Below are 22,387 nucleotides of genomic sequence, written 5' to 3'. Positions count from 1 at the left end.
CAAGGCGCCGCAGATCGATACCTGCCAGCAGACAGGAATGGGTAGCGCTATGTAGGCATCGACGATGGAAGCAGAACAAGGGGAAATGGCGGACAGAGAGGGATTCGAACCCTCGATACGCTTTCACGTATACACGCGTTCCAGGCGTGCGCCTTCAACCACTCGGCCACCTGTCCATCCGTCAGCAGCCGACGGTCAATCCGGCTGGATGGGAAGGGCGGGGCCCTTCGGCGTCAACCAGCTGAGAACCGGCGGACGCGCGTCTATATACCGATGATTTGCCCGGGATCAACTGCTTTTTGACAGATTATTGACATCTTGTGACGCGAGCGGGTTCCCGGTTCCCATTGTGCGCACCAGGCAAGGGGCTTATCTCTTGCGTCAGGGCGCGCCCGATGCGTCCGGCCGGTCTCGGCCACATCCTCCGGCCTGCCAGGTTGCCGCATATTTTCATTGCCGGGCCTTGTCCGAGGCACGGGCGATCGGAGAAGATGCGGCGGGGCGACGCGCCGAGCCGATGACTGGGCGCCAGCCAGCGAATTGAAGGGAATGCCGTGCGATGCGATTTCTATTGAGGCTGGCGAGCGCCATCGTGTTGTTTGCCGCCGTGCTTGCCGGTGCCGTCGACGCGATCCAGTCGGTCGCCGCATCGGAACTGGTGATGACGTCGCTCGGCGACGACCTGGAGGCGCTTGGCGCCGACACGGCAAGCTGGGTCCAGTTTGCCCAACGTTCCGATACTGCACCGACGATCTGGCACGGGATGCTGCATTGGCTGCTGCAGCAGCCGGCCTTCGCGGTGCTGGCGCTGATCGCGCTGATCCTGTGGATGGCCGGATACAAGAAGCGGCCGGCGGCTGGACGGTTCGCCGCCTGACGCGGCGCGGGCCACCTTCGCACCGAAAGGAGTATGCTGATGTTCCTGATCGACATGTTCAACAAGAAGACGATCATGCCGGACGCGCAGACGGCGCTGCCGGGCCGTGACGCCGCGATCCCGACGGCCGAGACGCATTTCGTTTCCGGGCGGCCGTTGAAAGGCCCCTACCCCGATGGCACCAAGCGCATCCTTCTGGGCATGGGCTGCTTCTGGGGCGCCGAACGATTGCTGTGGAACATCCCCGGCGTCCACGTGACGGCGGCCGGCTATGCCGGCGGGCTGACGCCGAACCCAACCTACCAGGAAACGACGACGGGGCTTACCGGCCATGCCGAAGTGGTCCTGGTCGTCTATGATCCGGAAAAGGTGACGCTCGCGAGCCTGCTTAGAACCTTCTTCGAGGAACACGACCCGACGCAAGGCATGCGCCAGGGCAACGACATCGGCACCACCTACCGCTCGGCGATCTATGCCTATGACGACGAGCAGCTGGCCGAAGCCAAGGCCGCGCGCGCCACGTTCCAGACCGCGCTGAAGCATGCCAACCACGGCGGCAGGGTGACGACCGAGATCGACATGGCGGGCCCGTTCTATTTCGCCGAGGACTACCACCAGCAATATCTGGCCAAGAACCCCAGCGGCTATTGCGGCCTGCGCGGCACCGGCGTCAGCTGCCCGATCGGCCACTAGACGCATACCCCCTGGGTGGTATCCCGCGTGCGGTCGCGATACCCACAACCCTGAGGCCGCGCCGGACCGGTCGGGACACCTCGCCCGGATCTCAAAAACGCAACAGAACCGGTGCCTTACGGGTGCCGGTATCCGTGGCTTCAATTTTTACCATCTGAAAAATTTTGAGTGTTTTTTTGCCGTGACCGTGCAAGGATGCGCCACCCTAGCCCCAAGGAGAAGGGGGTGGGTTCCGCAGACAGGCTTCCGTCAGGGAGCCGGCGGGAGGACCCAATAAGATCAATAGCGACAACAGGGCTGCACGATGAAAAAAACAATTCTCGGTCTCTTTGCCTTTTCGATGATGTCCGCGACGGCACTGGCCGCCGACATCAAGCCGGCGATCATCTACGATCTCGGCGGCAAGTTCGACAAATCCTTCAACGAGGCTGCCTTTAACGGCGCCGAGAAGTTCAAGACGGAATCGGGTGTCGAATACCGCGAGTTCGAAATCGCCAACGACGCCCAGCGCGAACAGGCGCTGCGCCGCTTCGCCAGCGACGGCAACAGCCCGATCGTCATGGCCGGCTTCAACTGGGCGGCTTCGCTCGAAAAGATCGCCCCGGAATATCCGGACATCAAGTTCGCGATCATCGACATGGTCGTCGAGAAGCCGAACGTCAAGTCGGTCGTCTTCAAGGAACAGGAAGGCTCGTACCTCGTCGGCGTTCTCGCCGGTCTCGCTTCCAAGTCGAAGACCGTCAGCTTCGTCGGCGGCATGGACGTTCCGCTGATCCACAAGTTCGCCTGTGGCTACGTTGGCGGCGCCAAGTCGACCGGCGCTGACGTCAAGGTTCTGGAAGCCTACACCGGCACGACGCCGGACGCCTGGAACGACCCGGTCAAGGGCGGCGAAATTGCCAAGTCCCAGATCGACCAGGGCTCGGATGTCGTCTACCACGCAGCCGGCGGCACCGGTGTCGGCGTTCTGCAGGCAGCTGCGGATGCGGGCAAGCTCGGCATCGGCGTCGATTCGAACCAGAATGCCCTGCAGCCGGGCAAGGTCCTGACCTCGATGCTGAAGCGCGTCGACGTCGCCGTCTACGAAGCCTTCACGGCGGCCAAGAACGACAAGTTCGAGTTCGGCATTTCCAACCTCGGCCTCAAGGAAGACGGCGTCGGCTACGCGCTCGACGACAACAACAAGGCGCTGATCACGCCTGAGATGCTCGACGCGGTGGAAAAGGTGAAAGCCGAAATCATTGCCGGCAAGGTCCAGGTCCACGACTATATGAGCGACGAGTCCTGCCCCTACTAAGAGCAGCGCTTACGTCATGAAAAAGGCCGCCGGTTCGTTGGACTGGCGGCCTTTTTGTTTGTCCTGACTTGATCGCGGCGATCAGTAATGCGGCGGCTTCGTAATGGCCGGCGCGTCGAGCGACTGCTCTTCGAGCGTTAGGAACCTTTCGGTCAGCCGGTCGAGCTTGGCGCGGGTCTGCTCGACCACCTTCCACTGCTCGGCAAGCTGATCGGAAAGCTCCTCGATGGTCTTGGCCTGGTGGGCCACGGTCTCCTCGAGGCGGGTGATCCGTTCGTCCGTGTTGCTCATTCTTAGAAACTCCATGGGCGCGCGGCGCCGTTTGCCGGCAGATTGGCCACCGCCGGCCTTATGTCAAGCAAGAGCCTTACGCCTTCGCCGCGACGCGCAGCGAGAACCCGGGATCTTTCGCCGAGAGCCGCTTGTGCAGGTGCACCATCAGGCCGGCGGCAAAGAGCGGCGTCAAAAGGTTGACGAAGGGTACCGCCAGGAAGCCGGCGAGCAGCAGCCCGGCGAGAAAGACGGTCGAGCGATGCTTTTCCCGGAAGAGCCGCGCCTCCGCCGGCGCGCGATAGCGCATCGCCGCAAACTCGAAGAATTCGCGGCCGAGCAGATAGCCGTTGACCAGGAAGAAGGCGACGAGATTGACGCCCGGAACGAGCAGCAGCACGAGCGCCAGGAGGTTGCCGAGCATGACGACGCCCAGGAACTTGAGCGAGCCGGCAATCGCCTCGCCGAGCGGCAGCGGCCGGCCCGGGGGCTCGTTCGGATAGTCACGCTTCTCGATGACATCGGCGACGTCGTCGAGGAAGAAGCCGGCGATGAGCGCGGTGACGGGGGCAAGAAGCAAGGCGAGCACAAGGGCCAGGCCAAGGCTTGCGAAGATGCCGAGCACGAAGGTCAGCCAGCCGGCCCAGACGGGCGTGCCCGGCATCAGCGTGTCGACCCACGGCAAGGCGAGCCAAATGAACACTTCGCGCACCGCAAACCACAGGGCGACAAGCGCAAGGATCGTCAAGCCCAGCACCTTCCAGAAGACCGATCGGGTCTCAGGTGCAAACAGGTTGGCAAGCGACAGCCGCGCCGCGTCCAGGATCATCATCGCTCTCCAGCATGGGCCAAGGTTCGATGGTGCATGTAGGCAGAGGCGCTACCGGCGACAAGATCGTTCCGGCAGGCACCCGTCTTTATGCAAGATTCATGCACCTCATCTAAGGGAAGCATGGAAAACGCCGGGAGCGGCGATATTGTAGACATATGGGATGCCGGCAGCAGCGCTCCGCGGAGGATGACATGACAGAACAAAAGACACTCGCCAGCCTTTCCGTGCTGGTGCAGAGCGGCAAGCTGGATCCGGTGGAACTCGCCAAGGAAACCTATGCGGCGATCGACGCCCACGGCGATTACGCCATCTTTGTCGAGCTGACACCGGAGCGCGCGACGCGGGATGCGGAGGCTGCCTCCAAGCGCCTGAGGGCCGGGCGGTCGCTCGGCCTGCTCGACGGCCTGCCGGTCGCCTGGAAGGACCTGTTCGACACCGCCGGCGACGTCACGACCGCCGGCTCGGCGGTGCTGCGCACGAACGCGCCGGCAACAAGCGACGCGCCCGTGGTCGCCGCCGTTTCCGCCGCTGGCATGGTCAGTGTCGGCCGCACCAATCTCAGCGAATTCGCCTTCTCCGGCCTTGGCATCAACCCGCACTACGGCACGCCGCGCAACCCCGCCGCCACCGACGTCGAGCGCATTCCCGGCGGCTCGTCGTCGGGCTCGGCGGTCGCGGTTGCGGCCGGGCTGGTGCCGGCGGCCATCGGCACCGACACCGGCGGCTCCGTCCGCATTCCCGCAGCCTTCACCGGCATCGTCGGCTACAAGGCGACACGCGGCCGCTATGCGATGAAGGGCATCTTTCCGTTGGCGGAAAGCCTGGATTCGCTCGGGCCCCTTTGCCACACGGTGCAGGACGCGGTCTGGGTGGACGCCGCCATGCACGGGCTGACGGCGCCGACCGTGCGCCGCGCAGATCTTACGGGCGTCGCGCTGGTGATCCCGGAAACGGTGGTCTTCGACGATGCGGAACCGGAGATCGTCGAAGCCTTCGAGGACGCGATCAAGCGGCTCGAAAAGGCGGGCGTTGCCGTCAGCCGCCGCGCCTTCCCGTCCTTCTCGGCGGTGTTCGGGTTGATGGCCCGCCACGGCGCCCTGGTAACGGCCGAGGCCTATGCGCTGCACCGCGAGCGTCTCGCCGGCCCTGAAGCAAACGCGATTGATCCGCGCGTCGTAGCCCGCACCCGGCTCGGCGAGAAGATCACCATGCCCGACTACATCGCTCTCCTCGACGCGCGCGACCAGCTGATCCACGAGACGGTCGAAAGCCTGAGGCCGAACGAACTCATCGCCCACCCAACGCTGCCGCATGTCGCCCCGCCGATCGCGCCGCTTCTCGAAGACGACGAATTGTTCTTCAAGATCAACGGCAAGACGCTGCGCAACACGTCGATCGGCAACTTCCTGGATTTCTGCGGCATCTCCATTCCCTGCGGGCTCGGAGCGGCGGAAATGCCGGTCGGCTTCCAGCTTGCGGCCCCACATCACCAGGACGACCGGCTGCTTTCGGTGGCGCTTTCGGCCGAGGCGATCATCCGGGGTGAGGCATGATCGTCTGTTTCGATATCGGCGGCTCGGCAATCAAGGGCGCGATCGTGCATTCGCGCGACCGGATCTTTCCGTTGCCGCGCCGAACCACGCCGCTTACCAACTTCCGCCAGTTCGTTCAGGCGCTCGAAGAGGTCCTCGACGAAGCGGGCGGACATCCGGCTTGCGTCGCGATCTCGATCACGGGCGTCATCGATCCCGAGACGCAGCGCATCAAATGCGCCAACATCCCCTGCATCGACGGTCGCGAACTGGTCGCCGAGCTGGAAGCGGCGCTGCATCTTCCGGTGAAGATCGCCAATGATGCCGACTGTTTTGCGCTGGCCGAGGCCGGCGCGGGTGCCGGGCGCGGCCACCGCATCGTTTTCGGCGCCATCCTCGGCACCGGCGTCGGCGGCGGCCTGGTCATCGACGGCCGGCTGATCAATGCCGACGGCGGCTTTGCCGGCGAATGGGGCCATGGTCCGGCGATCGCGTCGGAAGCCGGAGATCCGCCCATCGCCATTCCCGCCTATGCCTGCGGCTGCGGCCAGAAGCGCTGCGTCGATACCGTGGGCGGCGCCCGCGGGCTGGAACGGTTGCACCAGACCGCCCATGGCAAGACGCTTTCGAGCCACGAGATCATCGAAGCCTGGAAGACTGGCGACGCCGAAGCCAAGCGCACGGTGGACCTTCTCGTCGACCTCGTCAGCTCGCCGCTGGCGTTGGTCATCAACATCACCGGTGCGACGATCGTGCCCGTCGGCGGCGGCCTTTCCAATGCAGAGGAGCTGCTTGCCGAGATCGACAGGGCGGTGCGTAGCCGGATTCTGAGACAGTTCGACCGGCCGCTGGTCGTGCGCGGCGAATGCCGGATCGAGCCCGGCCTGATCGGCGCGGCGCTGCTCGGGCTTTCAGGAGACAAGGTATGAGCGACATCAAACTCGAAGTCTGCGTCGACGACGCGGACGGACTTTACGCGGCCATCGAAGGCGGTGCCGATCGAATCGAGCTTTGCGCCGCCCTTTCCGTCGGCGGCCTCACGCCCAATCCCGGTCTGATGGCACTGGCTGGCCCGCCGCCCGTGCCCGTCTACGCGATGATCCGGCCCCGGCCGGGCGATTTCATCTTCTCGACCGCCGACCTCGACGTGATGCGCCGCGATATCGATGCGGCGCGAGACGCCGGTCTGGCCGGTGTCGTGCTCGGCGCGTCGTTGGCCGATGGCCGGCTCGACGCATCGATGCTCATCAAGCTCACCGGCCACGCGGCCGGGCTCGGTATGACGCTGCACCGGGCGTTCGATCTCGTGCCGGATTTTGCCGAGGCGATGGAGACGGCGGTGGAACTCGGCTTCGAACGCATCCTGACCTCGGGTGGCGCGAAGAGCGCGCCACAGGCGATCGACCGCCTGACGGAAATCACCGAGCGCGCAGCCGGGCGATTGTCGATCATGCCCGGGTCGGGCGTGACGCTGGACACGGTCGACGCCCTCCTCGGCAATCTTGCTGTCGGCGAGGTTCACTCCTCCTGCTCCGTTCGTGAGCCGGCTCAGGATCCGCGACTAGTGGAGATGGGCTTCGTCTCCGCCGACCGGCGTCGCACCGATGCGGATACGGTGCGGGCGATGAAGGCGAAGCTTGCGGCCCATAGCCCGCGCTAACAAAGAAGCCCCAAAGAAAAAGACCCGGAGAGCGAAACGCATTCCGGGTCTTTTTGTCAGGTCTTTGTTGTCCGTGACGTCGCAATCAGGCTGCGTAAACCTGCATGCCGCCGATCCAGGTGGAACCCATGCCGAGTTCCGGCGTGAGCAGCACGAAATCGGCATCCGCTCCGGGCTTCAGCCGCCCCTTGTGGGTGGCGAGGCCCATGGCGTCGGCCGGATAGGCGGAGGCCATGCGCAGCGCTTCCTCGACCGGCAGGCCGAGCTTTTCGTGCACGAAACGAACCGAGGACAGCATGTCGATGTCGGCGCCGGCGAGCGTGCCGTCGGCAAGCGTCAGGCGGCCGCCCTCGCGCAGGATTTCGCGGCCGTTGAGCTGGAAGCTCTTCATGTCGGTGCCGATCGGCGACATCGCGTCGGTGACCAGGAAGATCTGGCCCGGCCCCACCTTGGCGCGCAGCGCCACGCCCATCGACGCCGGCTCGACGTGATAGCCGTCGGCGATCATGCCCGCATGCAGCGTGCCGGTGGCAAGCGCTGCACCGACCACGCCCGGCTCACGATGGCCGAGGCCGCTCATGGCGTTGAAGAGATGGGTTACCGTGCGCGCGCCCGCCTTGGCATAGGCGACCGCGGTTTCATAGCCGACATCCGTATGGCCGAGGCTGACGACGGCGCCGGCGTCAGTAAGCGCCCGCACCTGCTCCTTGGTGGCGTTTTCCGGCGCCACGGTCACCATCAGGACGCCGAGCGCCCTGGCGCAATCGAGCATTTCGGCGAGATCGGCGTCGTCCATCGGGCGGATCAGTTTCGGATCGTGCGCCCCCTTGCGCGCGACCGAAAGATGCGGGCCCTCGAGATGCAGCCCGAGGAAACCGGGCACGCCGGCAGCCTTGGCCTCAAGGCCGGCCTTGATGGTGGCGCTTCTAATTTCACGCGTGTCGGTGATCAGCGTCGGCAGAAGTGCCGTCGTGCCGAACTTGGCATGGGCCGAGCAGATCTGCCGGATGCCTTCAACCGTCGGCTCCTCGTTCAGAAGCGCACCACCGCCGCCGTTAACCTGCAGGTCGATGAACCCCGGCGCCAAAAGCATGCCGTGGGCATCGATCCGCTCGGCGTCGGCGGGAACGTCGGCTGACGCCACGATCGCCTTGACCCTGCCGGCCTCGATCACGAGGGCGCAGCCGTCGTGCCATTCGACGCCGTCGAACAGGCGGGCGCCGGTGATTGCCTTCCTCTCGCTCATCTCGTCTCCGTTACCTTCTTGAGGCTTGCCGGCGCATCGGGATTGAGACCGCGCGAACGCGACCAGGCCTCGACGAAGCCGTAGAACGGCAGGATCAGCGTCAGCGCGTCGGTGATCGGGTGACCGGTCTCGACGAAGGGCAGACGCTTGGCCTTGGCGGCGAGGTTCGAGGTAGCATGAACCACTGCACCCTTTTCCGCCATACCGTCGGCAATGCCGGCAACCGACGTCTCGGCCGCATCACGGGCGGCAAGTGTCAGCACCGGGAACTTGGCGCCGACGAGCGCCACCGGCCCGTGCAGCACTTCCGCCGCGGAATAGGCTTCCGCATGCATGCCGGAGGTTTCCTTGAACTTCAGCGCCGCTTCGCTGGCGATGGCGAGCGCCGGGCCGCGGCCGAGCACATAGAGCGATTCGGCTTCGCCAAGATCGTCGGCAAAGGCCTGCCAGTCGAGCTTGACGGCCTTGGCAAACTGGTTCGGCAGGTCGGCGACCGCGCGCTGAAGCGCCGCATCACCGGTCCACTCGCCAAGCACGGCGAGGCCGGCGACGATCGAATTGACGTAGGACTTCGTGGCGGCAACCGCGATTTCCGGACCGGCCAGGATGTCGAGCGGGTTGGTGCAAGCCTCGGAAATCGGCGAGGGCAAAGTGTTGGTAAGCGCGATCGAGACCGCGCCGGCATCGGTTGCAGCCTTCGCCATGGCAACGATGTCCGGGCTCTTGCCCGACTGCGAAATCGCGATCGCTGCCGCGCCGCCGAGCTTCAGCTTGGCACCGTAGATCGAGGCCAGCGACGGGCCGAGCGAGGCGACGGGCACGCCAGCCTGCAGCTCGATCGCATATTTGAGGAACAGCGCCGCATGGTCGGAGGAGCCGCGGGCGATGGTGACGAGGAAGGCCGGATCCTTGGCGCGGAGTGCCGCACCGGCAGCCTTGAGCTGGTCGGCGGAGCGTTCCAGCAGACGCTGGGCGGCTTCGGGGATCTCGTCGATTTCTCGGCGCATATTGGTCTGCATGGTCAATTCCCTTTCTTGGCGGAGCCGTCGCTTTAGGATTCCGACAGCGTCAGTTCCGCGACAAAGTCATAGGCATCGCCCCGGTAGAGCGAGCGGGTGAATTCGACGACGCGTCCCGATGCGAGGTAGGAAACACGTTCGATGGAAAGGCCGGCCGAACCGACGGCGACGCCGAGCATCGAGGCATCCGGATCCTTGATGTTGCAGGCGGAGATGCGCTGCACGGCGCGCACCGGTCGCGAGCGCGTCTTGTCGAGCGCAGTATAGAGCGACGAGGTGACGGTCTGCGGGTCGGGCAGGAACTCCGCCGAAATGCTGGCACGCTCGATCGCAAGCGGCATGTCATCGGCGATGCGCAGGCGCCCGAGGCGGGCGACCAGCGCGTCGGCCGGAAGGCCGAGCGCCATCATTTCATCCGGAGAGGGATGAAACAGGCCGCGCTCCAGCCAGCGGGCATGGGTGTTCAGGCCACGGCGCGCCATGTCTTCGGTAAACGAGGTCAGCCGCGAGAGCGACTGCTGCACCTTGGAGACCGGCTTGACGACGAAGGTGCCGGAGCCGTGGCGGCGAACCAGCAGCCCGTCACGCACGAGATCGTCCACGGCCTTGCGCACGGTGACGCGGCTGATGTTGGCGTAGTCGGCAAGGTCGCGTTCCGGCGGCAGAGCGTCGCCGTGGTTGAGCTTGCCCGACTGGATCGCGTCTTCGAGCGATTGCCTGAGCTTGAGATAGAGCGGCCCCGACCCTCCGGACTGCAGGCCCTCGAGCGGCAGAATGGAAGCGAGCTGGTGCGTCATGCGCCTGCCCTCGCCTGGGTGCCGAAGCGCTGGGCGGCAACGGCGACCGATCCGGTCAGCGCGTCGGCCTCCGCCTCGACGAGCAAGGCCTGATGCCGATCGGCAAGCCAGTGGCGATAGAGCGGCGCCAATCCACCGAGAAGGCACAATCTGTCGCAGCCCCTTGCGACGACGACATCGAGTGCCTCGTCCACTGTAAGCGCAGCGGCTTTCAGGATGCGCACGGCAACCGGATCACCGGATGTGGCCCCCTCGAACACGCGCGGCGCATAGCGACCGAATTCTCCGGGCTTGGCGAGGCGGGCGAAATCGACGACGTCCCGCGCGTCGTTGTTGAATTCGGCAAGGACCGATGCCGTCACCGCCGAGGCTTCATGAATATTGTCGAAGGCAAGCAGGCTTTCCTGCAGAAGCGCATGGCCGATGCGGGCGCCGCTGCCATGGTCACCGATGGTGAAGCCCCAACCGCCGACATAGCTGACGGTTTCGCCCTGGCGCAGGATATAGATGCTGCCGGTACCAAGAATGGCGACCGCGCCGTCACGATTGCCGAGCGCGCCCTGGAGGGCGATCAAGCCATCGGACTCGATGTCGGCGGCGGCAAACGGGAGGCGGCGCTTCACATAATGCACGGCGTCACCGACATTGTGCCCGGCGACACCGACGATCGCCTTGGCGGCGCTAATACCCTGGGGATCAAGGCCCGCCTCTACGAAGGCGGCGCGTGCGGCCTCACCGATATTGGCAAGCGCGGTTTCCGGATCCGTCAGGATATTGGCGGCGCCGGACTTGCCGCGCCCGAGAATGCGCCCGTCCGCCGTTGCCACGGCAGCCCGGCAGCTCGTTCCGCCGCCATCGATTCCGATCAGGTAATTTGTCATGAGCACCTCCGCCCATTGAGGATACCAAAAAAATACCAATATCCAAGCCTGAATCCGCCCACCGTTTCGATTTCGTTGCAATACGTTGAAATCTAAGGGCTAATTTAGCTGTTTAGTTTTTTCAGACGCCAAAACTTAAATTCTGCTGGACAATTGGTATTTTTTTGGCATTAATTTGACCAAGAGGAGACACAACCCATGCCGTCAGCCAAGACCGAAGAGCGCCACGACAACGCCAAAGGCCTGGATCTTATGCATCCGGCGCTGGCGCTCCGGCTGCTCGCGTCCGGCCAGCAGGCGGCCGCCAAGGCCGTCGACGCGGCGATCGAGTCGATCTCGGCTGCCGCATCGATCGCGGCCGAATCCCTCGCATCCGGCCGGCGTCTCGCCTATGCCGGCGCCGGCAGTTCCGGCCTGATGGCCATGGCCGATGCGCTCGAACTGCCCGGCACCTACGGCATTGCCCAGGACCAGATCGTCGTTCTGCTTGCCGGCGGCACCGCCAGCCTCAGCGACCTTGCAGGTGGCTATGAAGACGACATGGACCTTGCCCGTGAAGACGTGCGCAAGGCCGGCATCGGCGCGGGCGACTGCCTCGTTTCTGTTTCCGCCAGCGGCTCCACCCCTTACGCGCTTGCTGCGGCCGACGAGGCCCGCAAGCTCGGCGCCAAGGTGATCGGGGTCGCGAACAATCCGGGTGCGGCGCTGTTCAAGGACGCCGACGTTTCGATCCTTCTGCAGACGCCGCCGGAAGTGGTTTCCGGCTCGACCCGCATGGGCGCCGGCACCGCGCAGAAGATCGCCTTCAACATGTTCTCGACGCTGGTCGGCATTCAGCTCGGCCACGTGCTCGACGGCCACATGGTCAACCTGCGCGCCGACAATATCAAGCTGCACGGCCGCGCAATCCGCATCGTTACCGACATTACCGGCATCAGCGCTGCCGAGGCCGGCCGGCTGATCAACATGGCCTCCGGCTCGGTCAAGGTCGCGATCCTGCTCGCCTCTGGCGCGAAGGACGTTGCGGTCGCGGAGGCGGCACTGAAAGAGACCAGGCAGAATCTGCGCCAGGCGATCGACATCGTCTCGGCCTGAGTAATTCCGGGATCCAAACCGCGCCGGAGGGCGCTTATAAAGAGGGAGAAACTGCATGATCCGTACGACAATCAAAGGCCTGCTGCTCGCTTCGAGCATTCTCGGCACGGCCGGGCTGGCGCACGCCGAGGACGTGACGCTGACCATCGAAAGCTGGCGCAACGACGACCTGGCGATCTGGCAGGAAAAGCTGATCCCGGCATTCGAAGCCAAGCACCCGGGCATCAAGGTCAAGTTCGCGCCGACCGCGCCGACCGAGTACAACGCCGCACTCAACGCCAAGCTCGACGCCGGCTCCGCAGGCGATCTCATCACCTGCCGTCCGTTCGACGCCTCGCTCGAACTTTACAACAAGAAGCACCTCGCCGACCTGACGGGTCTGGCCGGCATGGAGAACTTCTCGCCGGTCGCCAAGTCCGCCTGGACCACCGACGACGGCAAGGCCACCTTCTGCGTGCCGATGGCTTCGGTCATCCACGGCTTCATCTACAACAAGGACGCGTTCGACCAGCTCGGCATCCAGATCCCGACGACGGAAGCGGAATTCTTCGCCGCCCTCGACAAGATCAAGGCCGACGGCAACTACATCCCGATGGCGATGGGCACCAAGGACCTCTGGGAAGCCGCGACCATGGGCTACCAGAACATCGGCCCGACCTACTGGAAGGGTGAAGAAGGCCGCGCCAAGCTGATCAAGGGCGAAGAGAAGCTGACCGACGAAGCATGGGTCGAGCCCTATCGCGTTCTTGCCAAGTGGAAGGATTATCTCGGCGACGGCTTCGAAGCCCAGACCTATCCGGACAGCCAGAACCTCTTCACGCTCGGCCGCGCTGCAATCTACCCGGCCGGCTCGTGGGAAATCGGCCTGTTCAACACACAGGCCCAATTCAAGATGGGCGCCTTCCCGCCGCCGGTGAAGAACGCCGGTGACGCCTGCTACATCTCCGACCATAACGACATCGGCGTCGGCCTGAACGCCAAGAGCGCGCATGCCGAAGAAGCCAAGAAGCTGCTGACCTGGATTTCCTCGCCGGAATTCGCCGAAATCTACGCCAACGCGCTGCCGGGCTTCTTCAGCCTGAACTCGCAGCCCGTGAAGATGGCCGATCCGCTGGCGCAGGAATTCGTTTCCTGGCGCGAAAAGTGCAAGCCGACGATCCGCTCGACCTACCAGATCCTGTCGCGCGGCACGCCGAACCTGGAAAACGAGACCTGGGTCGAATCGGCCAACGTGATCAACGGCACGGATACGCCTGAGGTTGCCGCCGAGAAGCTGCAGAAGGGCCTCGACGGCTGGTACAAGCCGGCGAAGTAAGACGTAAGCGCAATAGGTTCCCTCCCCTTGACGGGGGAGGGTCGGCCCTACAGCGCCGCACGTCCTGGACGTGCATAGAGCACCTTAAGCCGGATGGATTTAAGGATGCCGTGGGGACCGGGCGGGGCGACATGCCGAATGACGGCACTCCCCCAGCCGAAGCGTCACCGGCCTCCCCCAGTGGGAGGCCGCCGACGCAGTCGTTTGCAAAAGAACGCGATAGACTTAACCTTCGTCATGAGCCCTCGATAAAGGGGCAGACGGCATGCGGCGCGACCGGCCGCGTGGCGCCGGTGCGCATCATGATTGCCTGGGGACCGGTCTTCTAGAAACGGATGGATCCATGAGTGACGCTCTTTCAGTGCAAGACGGACAGCCGACCGCAAGGCGGCCGAAACGCTGGCACATCCTCGTCTTCCTGCTGCCGGCCTTCCTGGTCTATTCGGCGGTGATGATCCTGCCGTTGATCGAAACGCTCAGGCTTTCGCTGTTCAACACGGTCGACGGCCAGCCGGCCTTTGTCGGCCTTGCGAATTTCCAGACGCTGTTCGGCGACGAACGCTGGGCGCACGATTTCTGGAACGCGCTGAAGAACAACGTCATCTTCTTCATCATCCATATGTGCGTGCAGAACCCGATCGGCGTCGCGCTCGCCGCCATGCTGTCGATCCCGAAGCTGCGCTTCGTCACCTTCTACCGCACGGCGATCTTCCTGCCGACGCTGCTCTCCTTCGTGATCGTCGGCTTCATCTGGAAGCTGATCCTGTCGCCGATCTGGGGCGTTGCACCCGGCATGCTCGATCTCGTCGGCCTGAAGTCGCTGTTTGCCCCCTGGCTCGGCAAGCCCGGTTCGGCGCTCGTCACCGTGTCGCTAATCTCGGTCTGGCAATATGTCGGCATCCCGATGATGCTGATCTACGCCGCCCTGCTCAACATTCCGGATGAGGTGATCGAGGCTGCCGAATGCGACGGCGTCACCGGCTGGAGCCAGTTCTGGAAGATCAAGCTGCCGCTGATCCTGCCGGCCATCGGCATCATCTCGATCCTGACCTTCGTCGGCAACTTCAACGCCTTCGACCTGGTCTACACGGTGCAGGGCGCGCTTGCCGGCCCGGACGGCTCGACCGACATTCTCGGCACGCTGCTCTACCGCACCTTCTTCGGTTTCCAGCTGCAGCTCGGCGACCGCTCGATGGGCGCGACGATCGCCACGGTGATGTTCCTCATCATCCTCGCCGGCGTCTCGCTCTACCTCTTCGTCATTCAGCGCCGCATGCGCCGCTACCAGTTCTGAGGAGACCGGAGATGTCGAAAGCACGCGATTCATTTCTCCGCACCGGCTTCGTGCATGCAGCGCTCATCGCCTACACGCTCATCTCGCTGTTCCCGGTGTTCCTGACGATCATCAACTCGTTCAAGGATCGCAACGCGATCTTCCGGGCGCCGCTGACGATCCCGACGCCGCAGACCTTCAGCCTGATCGGCTATGAAACGGTCCTCGGCCAGGGCGATTTCGCCACCTATTTCCAGAACAGCTTCATCGTCACGATCGTCTCGATCGCGCTGGTGCTGCTCTTCGGGGCGATGGCCGCCTTCGCGCTGTCGGAATACCGCTTCCGCGGCAACACGCTGATGGGGCTTTATCTCGCGATCGGCATCATGATCCCGATCCGCCTCGGCACCGTCGCCATTCTGCAGGGCATGGTCGCTGCCAACCTCGTCAACACGCTGACGGCGCTGATCCTCGTCTATACCGCCCAAGGCCTGCCGCTCGCGATCTTCATTCTCTCGGAGTTCATGCGCACGGTCTCCGATGACCTGAAGAATGCCGGACGCATCGACGGGCTGTCGGAATATTCGATTTTCTTCCGCCTGGTTCTGCCGCTCGTCCGGCCGGCCATGGCAACGGTCGCGGTCTTCACCATGATCCCGATCTGGAACGACCTCTGGTTCCCGCTGATCCTCGCGCCGGCGGAAGCGACCAAGACGGTGACGCTCGGCTCGCAGATCTTCATCGGCCAGTTCGTCACCAACTGGAACGCGGTTCTGGCGGCGCTGTCGCTCGCCATCCTTCCGGTTCTCGTCCTCTACGTCATCTTCTCGCGGCAACTGATCCGCGGCATCACGGCAGGAGCAGTCAAGTGAGTGCAAGCAGCAAACCGGTCCGGGTCCTCGTCGCGGGGCTCGGCAACATGGGGCGCAGCCACGCGCTCGCCTATCACAACAATCCCGGCTTCGAGATCGTCGGCCTCGTCAACCGTTCGAAGGTACCGTTGCCGGAGGAACTGAGCGGCTACACGATCCATCCGGACTTCAAGACGGCTTTGGCCGAACTGAAGCCCGAGCTCTGCTCGATCTGCACCTATTCGGACAGCCATGCCGACTTCGCGGTCATGGCGTTCGAGGCCGGCGCCGACGTCTTCGTTGAAAAGCCGCTCGCGACCACCGTCGCCGACGCCGAGCGCGTCGTCGCGGCGGCGAAGAAACACGGCCGCAAGCTGGTGATCGGCTACATCCTGCGCCATCACCCCTCGTGGATCCGGCTGATCGCCGAAGCGCGCAAGCTCGGCGGCCCCTATGTCTTCCGCATGAACCTCAACCAGCAGTCGAGCGGACCCACCTGGGAGACGCACAAGTCGCTGATGAAGACGACGTCGCCGATCGTCGACTGCGGCGTGCACTATGTCGACGTCATGTGCCAGATCACCGACGCCAAGCCGGTGGAAGTGCGCGGCATGGGGCTTCGCCTCTCCGACGAGATCGCGCCCGATATGTACAATTACGGCCACCTGCAGGTGATCTTCGAGGATGGCTCGGCCGGCTGGTACGAAGCCGGCTGGGGGCCGATGATCTCGGAAACCGCCTTCTTCGTGAAGGACGTGATGTCGCCGAAGGGATCGGTGTCGATCGTCATGGACCAGAACGCCAAGTCCGACGACATCGACATGCACACCAAGACCGCGGTGATCCGGCTGCACAATGCCGAAACCGGTCCCGACGGCCGATTCCTGAAAGCCGACGAGGACCTGAAGATGGACGGCGAGCCCGGCCACCAGGAACTCTGCGACCGCGAACAGGCCTATGTGCTGAAGGCCATTCGCGAAAACATCGACCTCGACCGTCACATGAACGACGCCGTGCAGTCGCTCCGCATCTGCCTTGCCGCAGACGAAAGCGTGCGCACCGGCAGACCAGTCAAACTTTAAAGGGGGCAACCAGGTGGGATCGCTTCAACTCAAATCCATCCGCAAGGCCTACGGTAGCCATGAGGTGCTGAAGGGCATCGACCTCGAGGTGAAGGACGGCGAATTCGTCATCTTCGTCGGCCCGTCCGGCTGCGGCAAGTCGACCTTGCTGCGCACCATCGCCGGTCTCGAGGACGCGACCTCAGGCAGCGTGCAGATCGACGGCACGGAAGTCGGCCATGTGGCGCCCGCCAAGCGCGGCATCGCCATGGTGTTCCAGTCCTACGCGCTCTATCCGCACCTGTCGGTGAAGGACAATATGGGCCTTGGCCTGAAGCAGGCAGGCGCACCGAAGGCGGAGATCGAGGACAAGGTCGGCAAGGCAGCGAGCATGCTGTCGCTCGATCCCTACCTCGCTCGTCGCCCGGCCGAGCTTTCCGGCGGCCAGCGCCAGCGCGTGGCGATCGGCCGCGCGATCGTGCGCGAACCGAAGCTCTTCCTGTTCGACGAGCCGCTTTCGAACCTCGATGCGGCGCTGCGCGTCAACACCCGGCTCGAGATTGCCCGGCTGCATCGCAGCCTGAAGGCAACGATGATCTACGTGACCCACGACCAGGTGGAGGCGATGACGCTCGCCGACAAGATCGTCGTCTTGAACGCCGGCCAGATCGAGCAGATCGGCTCGCCGATGGATCTCTACAATCGTCCGGCCAATGTCTTCGTCGCCGGCTTCATCGGCTCGCCGCAGATGAACTTCATCGAGGGCGCCCGGCTCGGCGATGTCAAAGCCAAGACGATCGGCATCCGCCCGGAGCACATGGCGCTTTCGCGCGAGAGCGGCGACTGGAAGGGCAAGGTGGTGCATGTCGAGCACCTCGGCGCCGACACCATCGTCTACATCGACAGCGAGCAGGTCGGCACCATCACTGTCCGCCTCTTCGGCGAACATCGCTACGCGCCTGACGACATCGTCTATGCGACGCCGACGGTCGGCGCCATGCACCGTTTCGGCGACGACGACCGCGTTCTCGCCTGATCCGCTTTGAGGCCGAGGCCTCATCACAGCTACGTGAAAAGCAACCGCCATGGGCTTAAACCCCTGTGGCGGTTGATTTATTTTTTGATTGTCCGTGCTGAACGACTCTGTTGCGCCGCAAAGCAATTTAACATACATTTGTGTTTGTATATTAGCTTTCCGGTATTTTCCCCAAGCGATACCGGTTCTGCTCCCCTTCACTTCCGGACCGTACGGGCACCTTGCGAGATGCACCTGTCGCCTGCGGTCACCGAATATGGACATCGCTATGCGCATGAACCGACCGACACTGGCCGCCGCCTTGGCAACTGTGATTCTTCTTTCCGGCTGCCAGAAAGAGGAAGCACAACAGGGCGCCGCCGCATTCCCACCGTCCGCCGTCGCGGTCTTCACGACCAAGGCCGAAACCCTGCCGATCACCAACGAGCTGCCGGGCCGCATCGCCGCGACCCGCGTCGCCGAGGTCCGTCCGCGCGTTTCCGGCATTGTCGTCGAACGCGTCTTCCAGCAGGGCTCCAAGGTCAATGAGGGCGATGTGCTTTACCGCATCGATCCTGCGCCCTTCCGCGTTCAGGTCGAAAAGGCGGAGGCAACGCTTCGGCGCGCCCAATCCATTCGCCAGCAGGCCCAGCAGAAGGCCGATCGCCAGGAACAGCTCAGGAAGGCGAACGTCGTCGCCGCGCAGCAATTGGAGGACGCGGCTGCGCTGCTTGCGACCGCCGACGCCGATGTCGCGATCGCCGAAGCCGGCCTCGCGGCGGCCAAGCTCGACCTGCAATATGCCGACGTGACCGCACCGATCAGCGGCCGCATCGGCCGTGCGCTGATCACCGAAGGCGCGCTTGTCAGCACCAACAGCTCGGAAAACCTCGCGACGATCCAGCAGCTCGACCCGCTCTACGCCGACTTCACCCAGTCGGCGACCGACCTCATCCGCCTGCGCAAGGCGCTCGAGGACGGCAAGATGATGAACGGCGACGGCGAGGAAGCCGAAGTCCAGCTCGTGCTCGACGACGGCACGGCCTACGAGCACAAGGGCAAGCTCCTGTTCTCGGAAGCCGCCGTCGATGCGACGACCGGCCAGGTAACCCTGCGCGGTGAGTTCCCGAACCCCGACAACGACCTGCTTCCCGGCATGTATGTTCGCGTGCTCGTGCAGCAGGGCGTCGAGAAAGACGCGATCACCGTTCCGCAGCAGGCCGTCCAGCGCAACAACGCCGGCCAGTCGCAGGTCTATATCGTCGGCGCCGACAACAAGGTCGAGTTCCGCAACGTGACCCTCGGTCGCACGATCGGCACCCGCTGGCAGGTGACCTCCGGTCTCAAGGCCGGCGAGAAGGTCATCGTCGAGGGCTTCCAGAAGATCGGCCCCGGTGCCCCCGTCGAACCGACGGACTGGAACCCGGACGCCAAGCCGACTGCCGAAGCAGCGCAGACGACGGCCTCTGCCGACGAAAAGCCCGCTGAAGCCACAAAGTGAGTGCTGATTAATGCCCAGTTTTTTCATCGACAGGCCTATTTTTGCCTGGGTGGTGGCGATCTTCATCATGCTCGCCGGCATCATCGCGATACCGCTTCTGCCGGTATCGCAATATCCTGATGTCGCACCGCCGCAGATCTCCATCAACACGAGCTATCCCGGGGCGTCGTCCCAGGACACCTACCAGAGCGTCACTCGGCTGATCGAAAATGAGCTGAACGGCGTCGAAGGCCTGCTCTATTTCGAGTCGACCTCCAGCGCCTCCGGCTCGGTCGAAATCAGCGCCACCTTTGCACCGGGCACCGACCCGGGACAGGCGGCCGTCGACATTCAGAACCGCGTTCGCCGCGTCGAACCGCGCCTGCCCGATTCGGTCAAGCGCCAGGGCGTGCAGGTCGATGAAGCCGGCTCCGGCTTCCTGATGATCGTCGCGCTCACCTCGACCGACGGCCAGATGGATGCCATCGCTCTCGGCGACTATCTCAGCCGCAACGTTCTGAACGAAGTCCAGCGCGTGCCCGGCGTCGGCCGTGCGCAGCTGTTTGCCACCGAACGCTCGATGCGCATCTGGCTCGATCCGGACAAGATGCTCGGCCTCAACCTGACGGCTGCCGACGTCACCAATGCGATCCAGGCCCAGAACGCCCAGATCGCATCCGGCTCGATCGGCGCCCAGCCGAACCCGATCACACAGCAGATCAGTGCCCCCGTCGTCGTCAAGGGCCAGCTGTCGAGCGCCGAGGAATTCGGAGCGATCGTGCTTCGCGCCAATCCGGACGGTTCCTCCGTTCGGCTGCGCGATGTCGCCCGCGTCGAAATCGGCGGCGAAAGCTATGCGTTCTCGACCCGCCTGAACGGCAAGCCGTCCGCGGCTATCGCCGTGCAGCTGTCGCCGAGCGGCAACGCCATGTCGACATCGGCCGCGATCAAGGAGCGCATGGACGAACTGTCGAAGTTCTTCCCGCAGGGTCTCGAGTATTCGGTTCCCTACGACACTTCGCCGTTCGTTGCCGTTTCGATCGAGAAGGTGCTTAAGACGCTGCTCGAAGCCGTCGCGCTCGTCTTCGTCGTGATGTTCCTGTTCCTGCAGAACATCCGCTACACCATCATCCCGACGCTCGTCGTACCGGTCGCCCTGCTCGGCACCTGCGCGGTGATGCTGGCGATGGGCTTCTCGATCAACGTGCTCACCATGTTCGGCATGGTGCTGGCGATCGGTATTCTCGTCGACGATGCGATCATCGTCGTCGAAAACGTCGAACGCATCATGTCCGAAGAGGGACTGACGCCGAAGGATGCAACCCGCAAGGCGATGAAGCAGATCACCGGCGCCGTCATCGGCATCACGCTGGTTCTGGCTTCGGTGTTCATTCCGATGGCCTTCTTCCCGGGCGCCGTCGGCGTGATCTATCGCCAGTTCTCGCTGACGATGGTCGTGTCGATCCTGTTCTCGGCGCTGCTTGCCCTGTCGCTGACGCCAGCCTTGTGCGCCAGCTTCCTCAAGCAGGTTCCCAAAGGCCACCACCACGCCAAGCGCGGCTTCTTCGGCTGGTTCAACCGCTCGTTCGACAAGACCTCACATGGCTATAGCGGCATCGTGAAGCGTCTGGTCCACCGGACCGGCCGTTACATGATCGTCTATGTCGCCGTGCTTGCCGGCCTCGGCTGGCTGTTCATGAAGCTGCCGTCGTCGTTCCTTCCGGACGAAGACCAGGGCTTCGTGATCGTCATGATGCAGCTCCCCTCCGAGGCGACGGGCAACCGTACGACCGAGGTGGTTGAGCAGGCCGAGAACATCTTCGGCACGGAGCCGGCTGTCGAACGCATCATCGCGATCAACGGCTTCTCCTTCTTCGGCACCGGACAGAACGCAGCGCTCGCCTTCGTGACGCTGAAGGACTGGAGCGAACGCGACGCCGACAATGCTGCCCAGTCGATTGCCATGCGGGCAACGATGGCGATGAGCCAGATCAAGGATGCGATCAGCTTCGCGCTGTCGCCGCCGGCGATCCAGGGACTCGGCACCACAGGCGGCTTCTCCTTCCGTCTGCAGGATCGCGGCGGTCTCGGCGAGGCGGCTCTGTCGCAGGCCCGCGACCAGCTTCTCGGCCTTGCGGCTGAGAGCAAGATCGTCACCGGCGTTCGTTTCGAAGGCATGCCCGATGCGGCTCAGGTCAGCGTGACCATCGACCGCGAGAAGGCCAACACCTTCGGCGTGACCTTCGCCGATATCAACTCGACGATCTCGACCAACCTTGGCTCGTCCTATGTCAACGACTTCCCGAATGCCGGCCGCATGCAGCGCGTGACGGTGCAGGCGGACGAGGGTCAGCGCATGCAGACGACTGATCTGCTGAATCTCAACGTTCGCAACGCCAATGGCGGCATGGTGCCGCTCTCGGCCTTTGCGACCGTCGAGTGGGTCAAGGCATCGACCCAGACGATCGGCTACAACGGCTACCCGTCGGTGCGTATCAGCGGCGAAGCAGCCCACGGCTACTCGTCGGGTGACGCGATCGCCGAGATGCAGAGGCTTGCGGGCGAGCTCCCGGCAGGCTTCGGCTACGAGTGGACCGGCCAGTCCCTGCAGGAAATCCAGTCCGGTACCCAGGCGCCTCTCCTGATCGCGCTGTCGTGCCTTCTGGTCTTCCTGTGCCTTGCCGCCCTCTATGAGAGCTGGTCGATTCCGGTCGCGGTGATCATGGTCGTTCCGCTCGGCGTCATCGGCTCGGTTCTCGCCGTGATGATGCGCGACATGCCGAACGACGTGTACTTCAAGGTCGGCCTGATCGCGATCATCGGCCTCTCGGCCAAGAACGCGATCCTGATCATCGAGTTTGCCAAGGAACTGCGCGAGCAGGGCAAGTCGCTGATCGACGCGACGCTGGAGGCGGCACACTTGCGCTTCCGGCCGATCCTGATGACGTCGCTGGCCTTCACGCTCGGCGTTCTGCCGCTGGCAATCGCCACGGGCGCCAGCTCCGGCAGCCAGCGCGCCATCGGCACGGGCGTCATGGGCGGGATGATCTCGGCAACGGTGCTCGCCATCTTCTTCGTTCCTGTCTTCTTCGTGTTCGTCACGAAGCTGTTCAGCCGAAAGAAGGTGGAAAACACACCGACAGCCGCAGAAAACCCCACACCCGCCGAGTAAAACAAGATTGGACGGCCCGCC

General features: G+C 64.0%; 20 protein-coding genes and 1 tRNA gene. 14 read left to right on the top strand and 7 right to left on the bottom strand.

Features of this window, described 5'->3' with window-relative positions:
• Positions 1 to 86: 86 nt before the first annotated feature.
• A tRNA-Ser gene (locus M2267_RS00475) sits at positions 87 to 176 on the bottom strand.
• Between the two features lie 383 nt (positions 177 to 559).
• On the opposite strand from M2267_RS00475, the gene M2267_RS00470 reads away from it, so the two are divergent.
• The 3 genes from M2267_RS00470 to M2267_RS00460 all read left to right on the top strand — a co-directional run bounded on the left by M2267_RS00470 (position 560) and on the right by M2267_RS00460 (position 2,867).
• Positions 560 to 877, top strand: a complete 318-nt coding sequence (locus tag M2267_RS00470) for a membrane protein (protein ID WP_043626572.1) — start codon at positions 560 to 562, stop codon at positions 875 to 877.
• Between the two features lie 39 nt (positions 878 to 916).
• Positions 917 to 1,570, top strand: a complete 654-nt coding sequence (gene msrA, locus M2267_RS00465; protein ID WP_429111863.1) for a peptide-methionine (S)-S-oxide reductase MsrA — start codon at positions 917 to 919, stop codon at positions 1,568 to 1,570.
• 304 nt (positions 1,571 to 1,874) lie between these two features.
• Complete coding sequence (locus M2267_RS00460; RefSeq protein WP_034804831.1) at positions 1,875 to 2,867, top strand: BMP family lipoprotein; 993 nt, start codon at positions 1,875 to 1,877, stop codon at positions 2,865 to 2,867.
• An 81-nt stretch (positions 2,868 to 2,948) separates the two neighbouring features.
• Here the strand turns inward: M2267_RS00460 and M2267_RS00455 are convergent, their stop codons facing one another.
• Positions 2,949 to 3,158: a SlyX family protein gene (locus M2267_RS00455; protein ID WP_043626575.1), complete on the bottom strand. Its 210-nt coding sequence runs from the start codon at positions 3,156 to 3,158 to the stop codon at positions 2,949 to 2,951.
• A gap of 76 nt (positions 3,159 to 3,234) precedes the next feature.
• Entirely contained in the window at positions 3,235 to 3,966 is a 732-nt protein-coding gene (locus M2267_RS00450) for a sulfate transporter family protein (protein WP_429113006.1), read from the bottom strand.
• A 194-nt stretch (positions 3,967 to 4,160) separates the two neighbouring features.
• Here M2267_RS00450 and M2267_RS00445 point away from each other — a divergent pair, with 194 nt between their 5' ends.
• The 3 genes from M2267_RS00445 to M2267_RS00435 are packed head-to-tail and all read left to right on the top strand — an operon-like array spanning position 4,161 to position 7,161.
• Complete coding sequence (locus tag M2267_RS00445; protein WP_429111861.1) at positions 4,161 to 5,522, top strand: amidase; 1,362 nt, start codon at positions 4,161 to 4,163, stop codon at positions 5,520 to 5,522.
• On the top strand, positions 5,519 to 6,430 hold the full coding sequence (locus M2267_RS00440; protein ID WP_429111860.1) for an ROK family protein: 912 nt from the start codon (positions 5,519 to 5,521) through the stop codon (positions 6,428 to 6,430). The genes M2267_RS00445 and M2267_RS00440 overlap by 4 nt, the downstream gene beginning before the upstream one ends.
• Entirely contained in the window at positions 6,427 to 7,161 is a 735-nt protein-coding gene (locus tag M2267_RS00435) for a copper homeostasis protein CutC (RefSeq protein WP_429111859.1), read from the top strand. The genes M2267_RS00440 and M2267_RS00435 overlap by 4 nt, the downstream gene beginning before the upstream one ends.
• An 85-nt stretch (positions 7,162 to 7,246) precedes the next feature.
• On the opposite strand, the gene nagA is transcribed toward M2267_RS00435, so the two are convergent.
• The 4 genes from nagA to M2267_RS00415 are packed head-to-tail and all read right to left on the bottom strand — an operon-like array spanning position 7,247 to position 11,104.
• Entirely contained in the window at positions 7,247 to 8,407 is a 1,161-nt protein-coding gene (gene nagA / locus M2267_RS00430) for an N-acetylglucosamine-6-phosphate deacetylase (protein WP_429111857.1), read from the bottom strand.
• Positions 8,404 to 9,426 (bottom strand): SIS domain-containing protein, encoded by a 1,023-nt coding sequence (locus tag M2267_RS00425; RefSeq protein WP_043626593.1) that lies wholly within the window; start codon positions 9,424 to 9,426, stop codon positions 8,404 to 8,406. Before M2267_RS00425 ends, nagA begins: the two co-directional genes overlap by 4 nt.
• Before the next feature lie 32 nt (positions 9,427 to 9,458).
• Positions 9,459 to 10,223: a GntR family transcriptional regulator gene (locus M2267_RS00420; protein WP_043626596.1), complete on the bottom strand. Its 765-nt coding sequence runs from the start codon at positions 10,221 to 10,223 to the stop codon at positions 9,459 to 9,461.
• Positions 10,220 to 11,104: a BadF/BadG/BcrA/BcrD ATPase family protein gene (locus tag M2267_RS00415; RefSeq protein WP_429111855.1), complete on the bottom strand. Its 885-nt coding sequence runs from the start codon at positions 11,102 to 11,104 to the stop codon at positions 10,220 to 10,222. Before M2267_RS00415 ends, M2267_RS00420 begins: the two co-directional genes overlap by 4 nt.
• 198 nt (positions 11,105 to 11,302) lie before the next feature.
• On the opposite strand from M2267_RS00415, the gene M2267_RS00410 reads away from it, so the two are divergent.
• From M2267_RS00410 to M2267_RS00375, 8 genes are all read left to right on the top strand, one after another.
• Positions 11,303 to 12,199: an N-acetylmuramic acid 6-phosphate etherase gene (locus M2267_RS00410; RefSeq protein ID WP_043626602.1), complete on the top strand. Its 897-nt coding sequence runs from the start codon at positions 11,303 to 11,305 to the stop codon at positions 12,197 to 12,199.
• Between the two features lie 55 nt (positions 12,200 to 12,254).
• The gene (locus M2267_RS00405; RefSeq protein WP_043626606.1) at positions 12,255 to 13,514 is read left to right on the top strand and encodes an ABC transporter substrate-binding protein; all 1,260 of its coding nucleotides are present in this window, start codon (positions 12,255 to 12,257) and stop codon (positions 13,512 to 13,514) included.
• A 343-nt stretch (positions 13,515 to 13,857) separates the two neighbouring features.
• The gene (locus M2267_RS00400) at positions 13,858 to 14,808 is read left to right on the top strand and encodes a carbohydrate ABC transporter permease (protein WP_043626608.1); all 951 of its coding nucleotides are present in this window, start codon (positions 13,858 to 13,860) and stop codon (positions 14,806 to 14,808) included.
• Positions 14,809 to 14,819: 11 nt separating this feature from the next.
• Complete coding sequence (locus tag M2267_RS00395) at positions 14,820 to 15,659, top strand: carbohydrate ABC transporter permease (protein WP_043626614.1); 840 nt, start codon at positions 14,820 to 14,822, stop codon at positions 15,657 to 15,659.
• Positions 15,656 to 16,720 carry a Gfo/Idh/MocA family protein gene (locus tag M2267_RS00390; protein WP_060519458.1) on the top strand — a complete coding sequence of 355 codons (1,065 nt, stop codon included), beginning with the start codon at positions 15,656 to 15,658 and terminating at the stop codon, positions 16,718 to 16,720. The genes M2267_RS00395 and M2267_RS00390 overlap by 4 nt, the downstream gene beginning before the upstream one ends.
• A 13-nt stretch (positions 16,721 to 16,733) precedes the next feature.
• Positions 16,734 to 17,735, top strand: coding sequence for an ABC transporter ATP-binding protein (locus tag M2267_RS00385; RefSeq protein ID WP_402323679.1), 1,002 nt, complete (start codon positions 16,734 to 16,736; stop codon positions 17,733 to 17,735).
• 256 nt (positions 17,736 to 17,991) lie between these two features.
• A complete protein-coding gene (locus M2267_RS00380) occupies positions 17,992 to 19,215 on the top strand; it encodes an efflux RND transporter periplasmic adaptor subunit (protein ID WP_402323680.1) in 1,224 nt (407 codons plus the stop codon).
• 10 nt (positions 19,216 to 19,225) lie between these two features.
• On the top strand, positions 19,226 to 22,366 hold the full coding sequence (locus tag M2267_RS00375; protein ID WP_429111852.1) for a multidrug efflux RND transporter permease subunit: 3,141 nt from the start codon (positions 19,226 to 19,228) through the stop codon (positions 22,364 to 22,366).
• The last annotated feature ends 21 nt before the right edge of the window (positions 22,367 to 22,387 follow it).

Source organism: Ensifer sp. KUDG1 (assembly GCF_050434285.1).
Classification (GTDB): domain Bacteria; phylum Pseudomonadota; class Alphaproteobacteria; order Rhizobiales; family Rhizobiaceae; genus Ensifer.
Note: the sequence above shows the minus strand (reverse complement) of the source record. Positions and strands in the feature narration are given on the sequence as shown.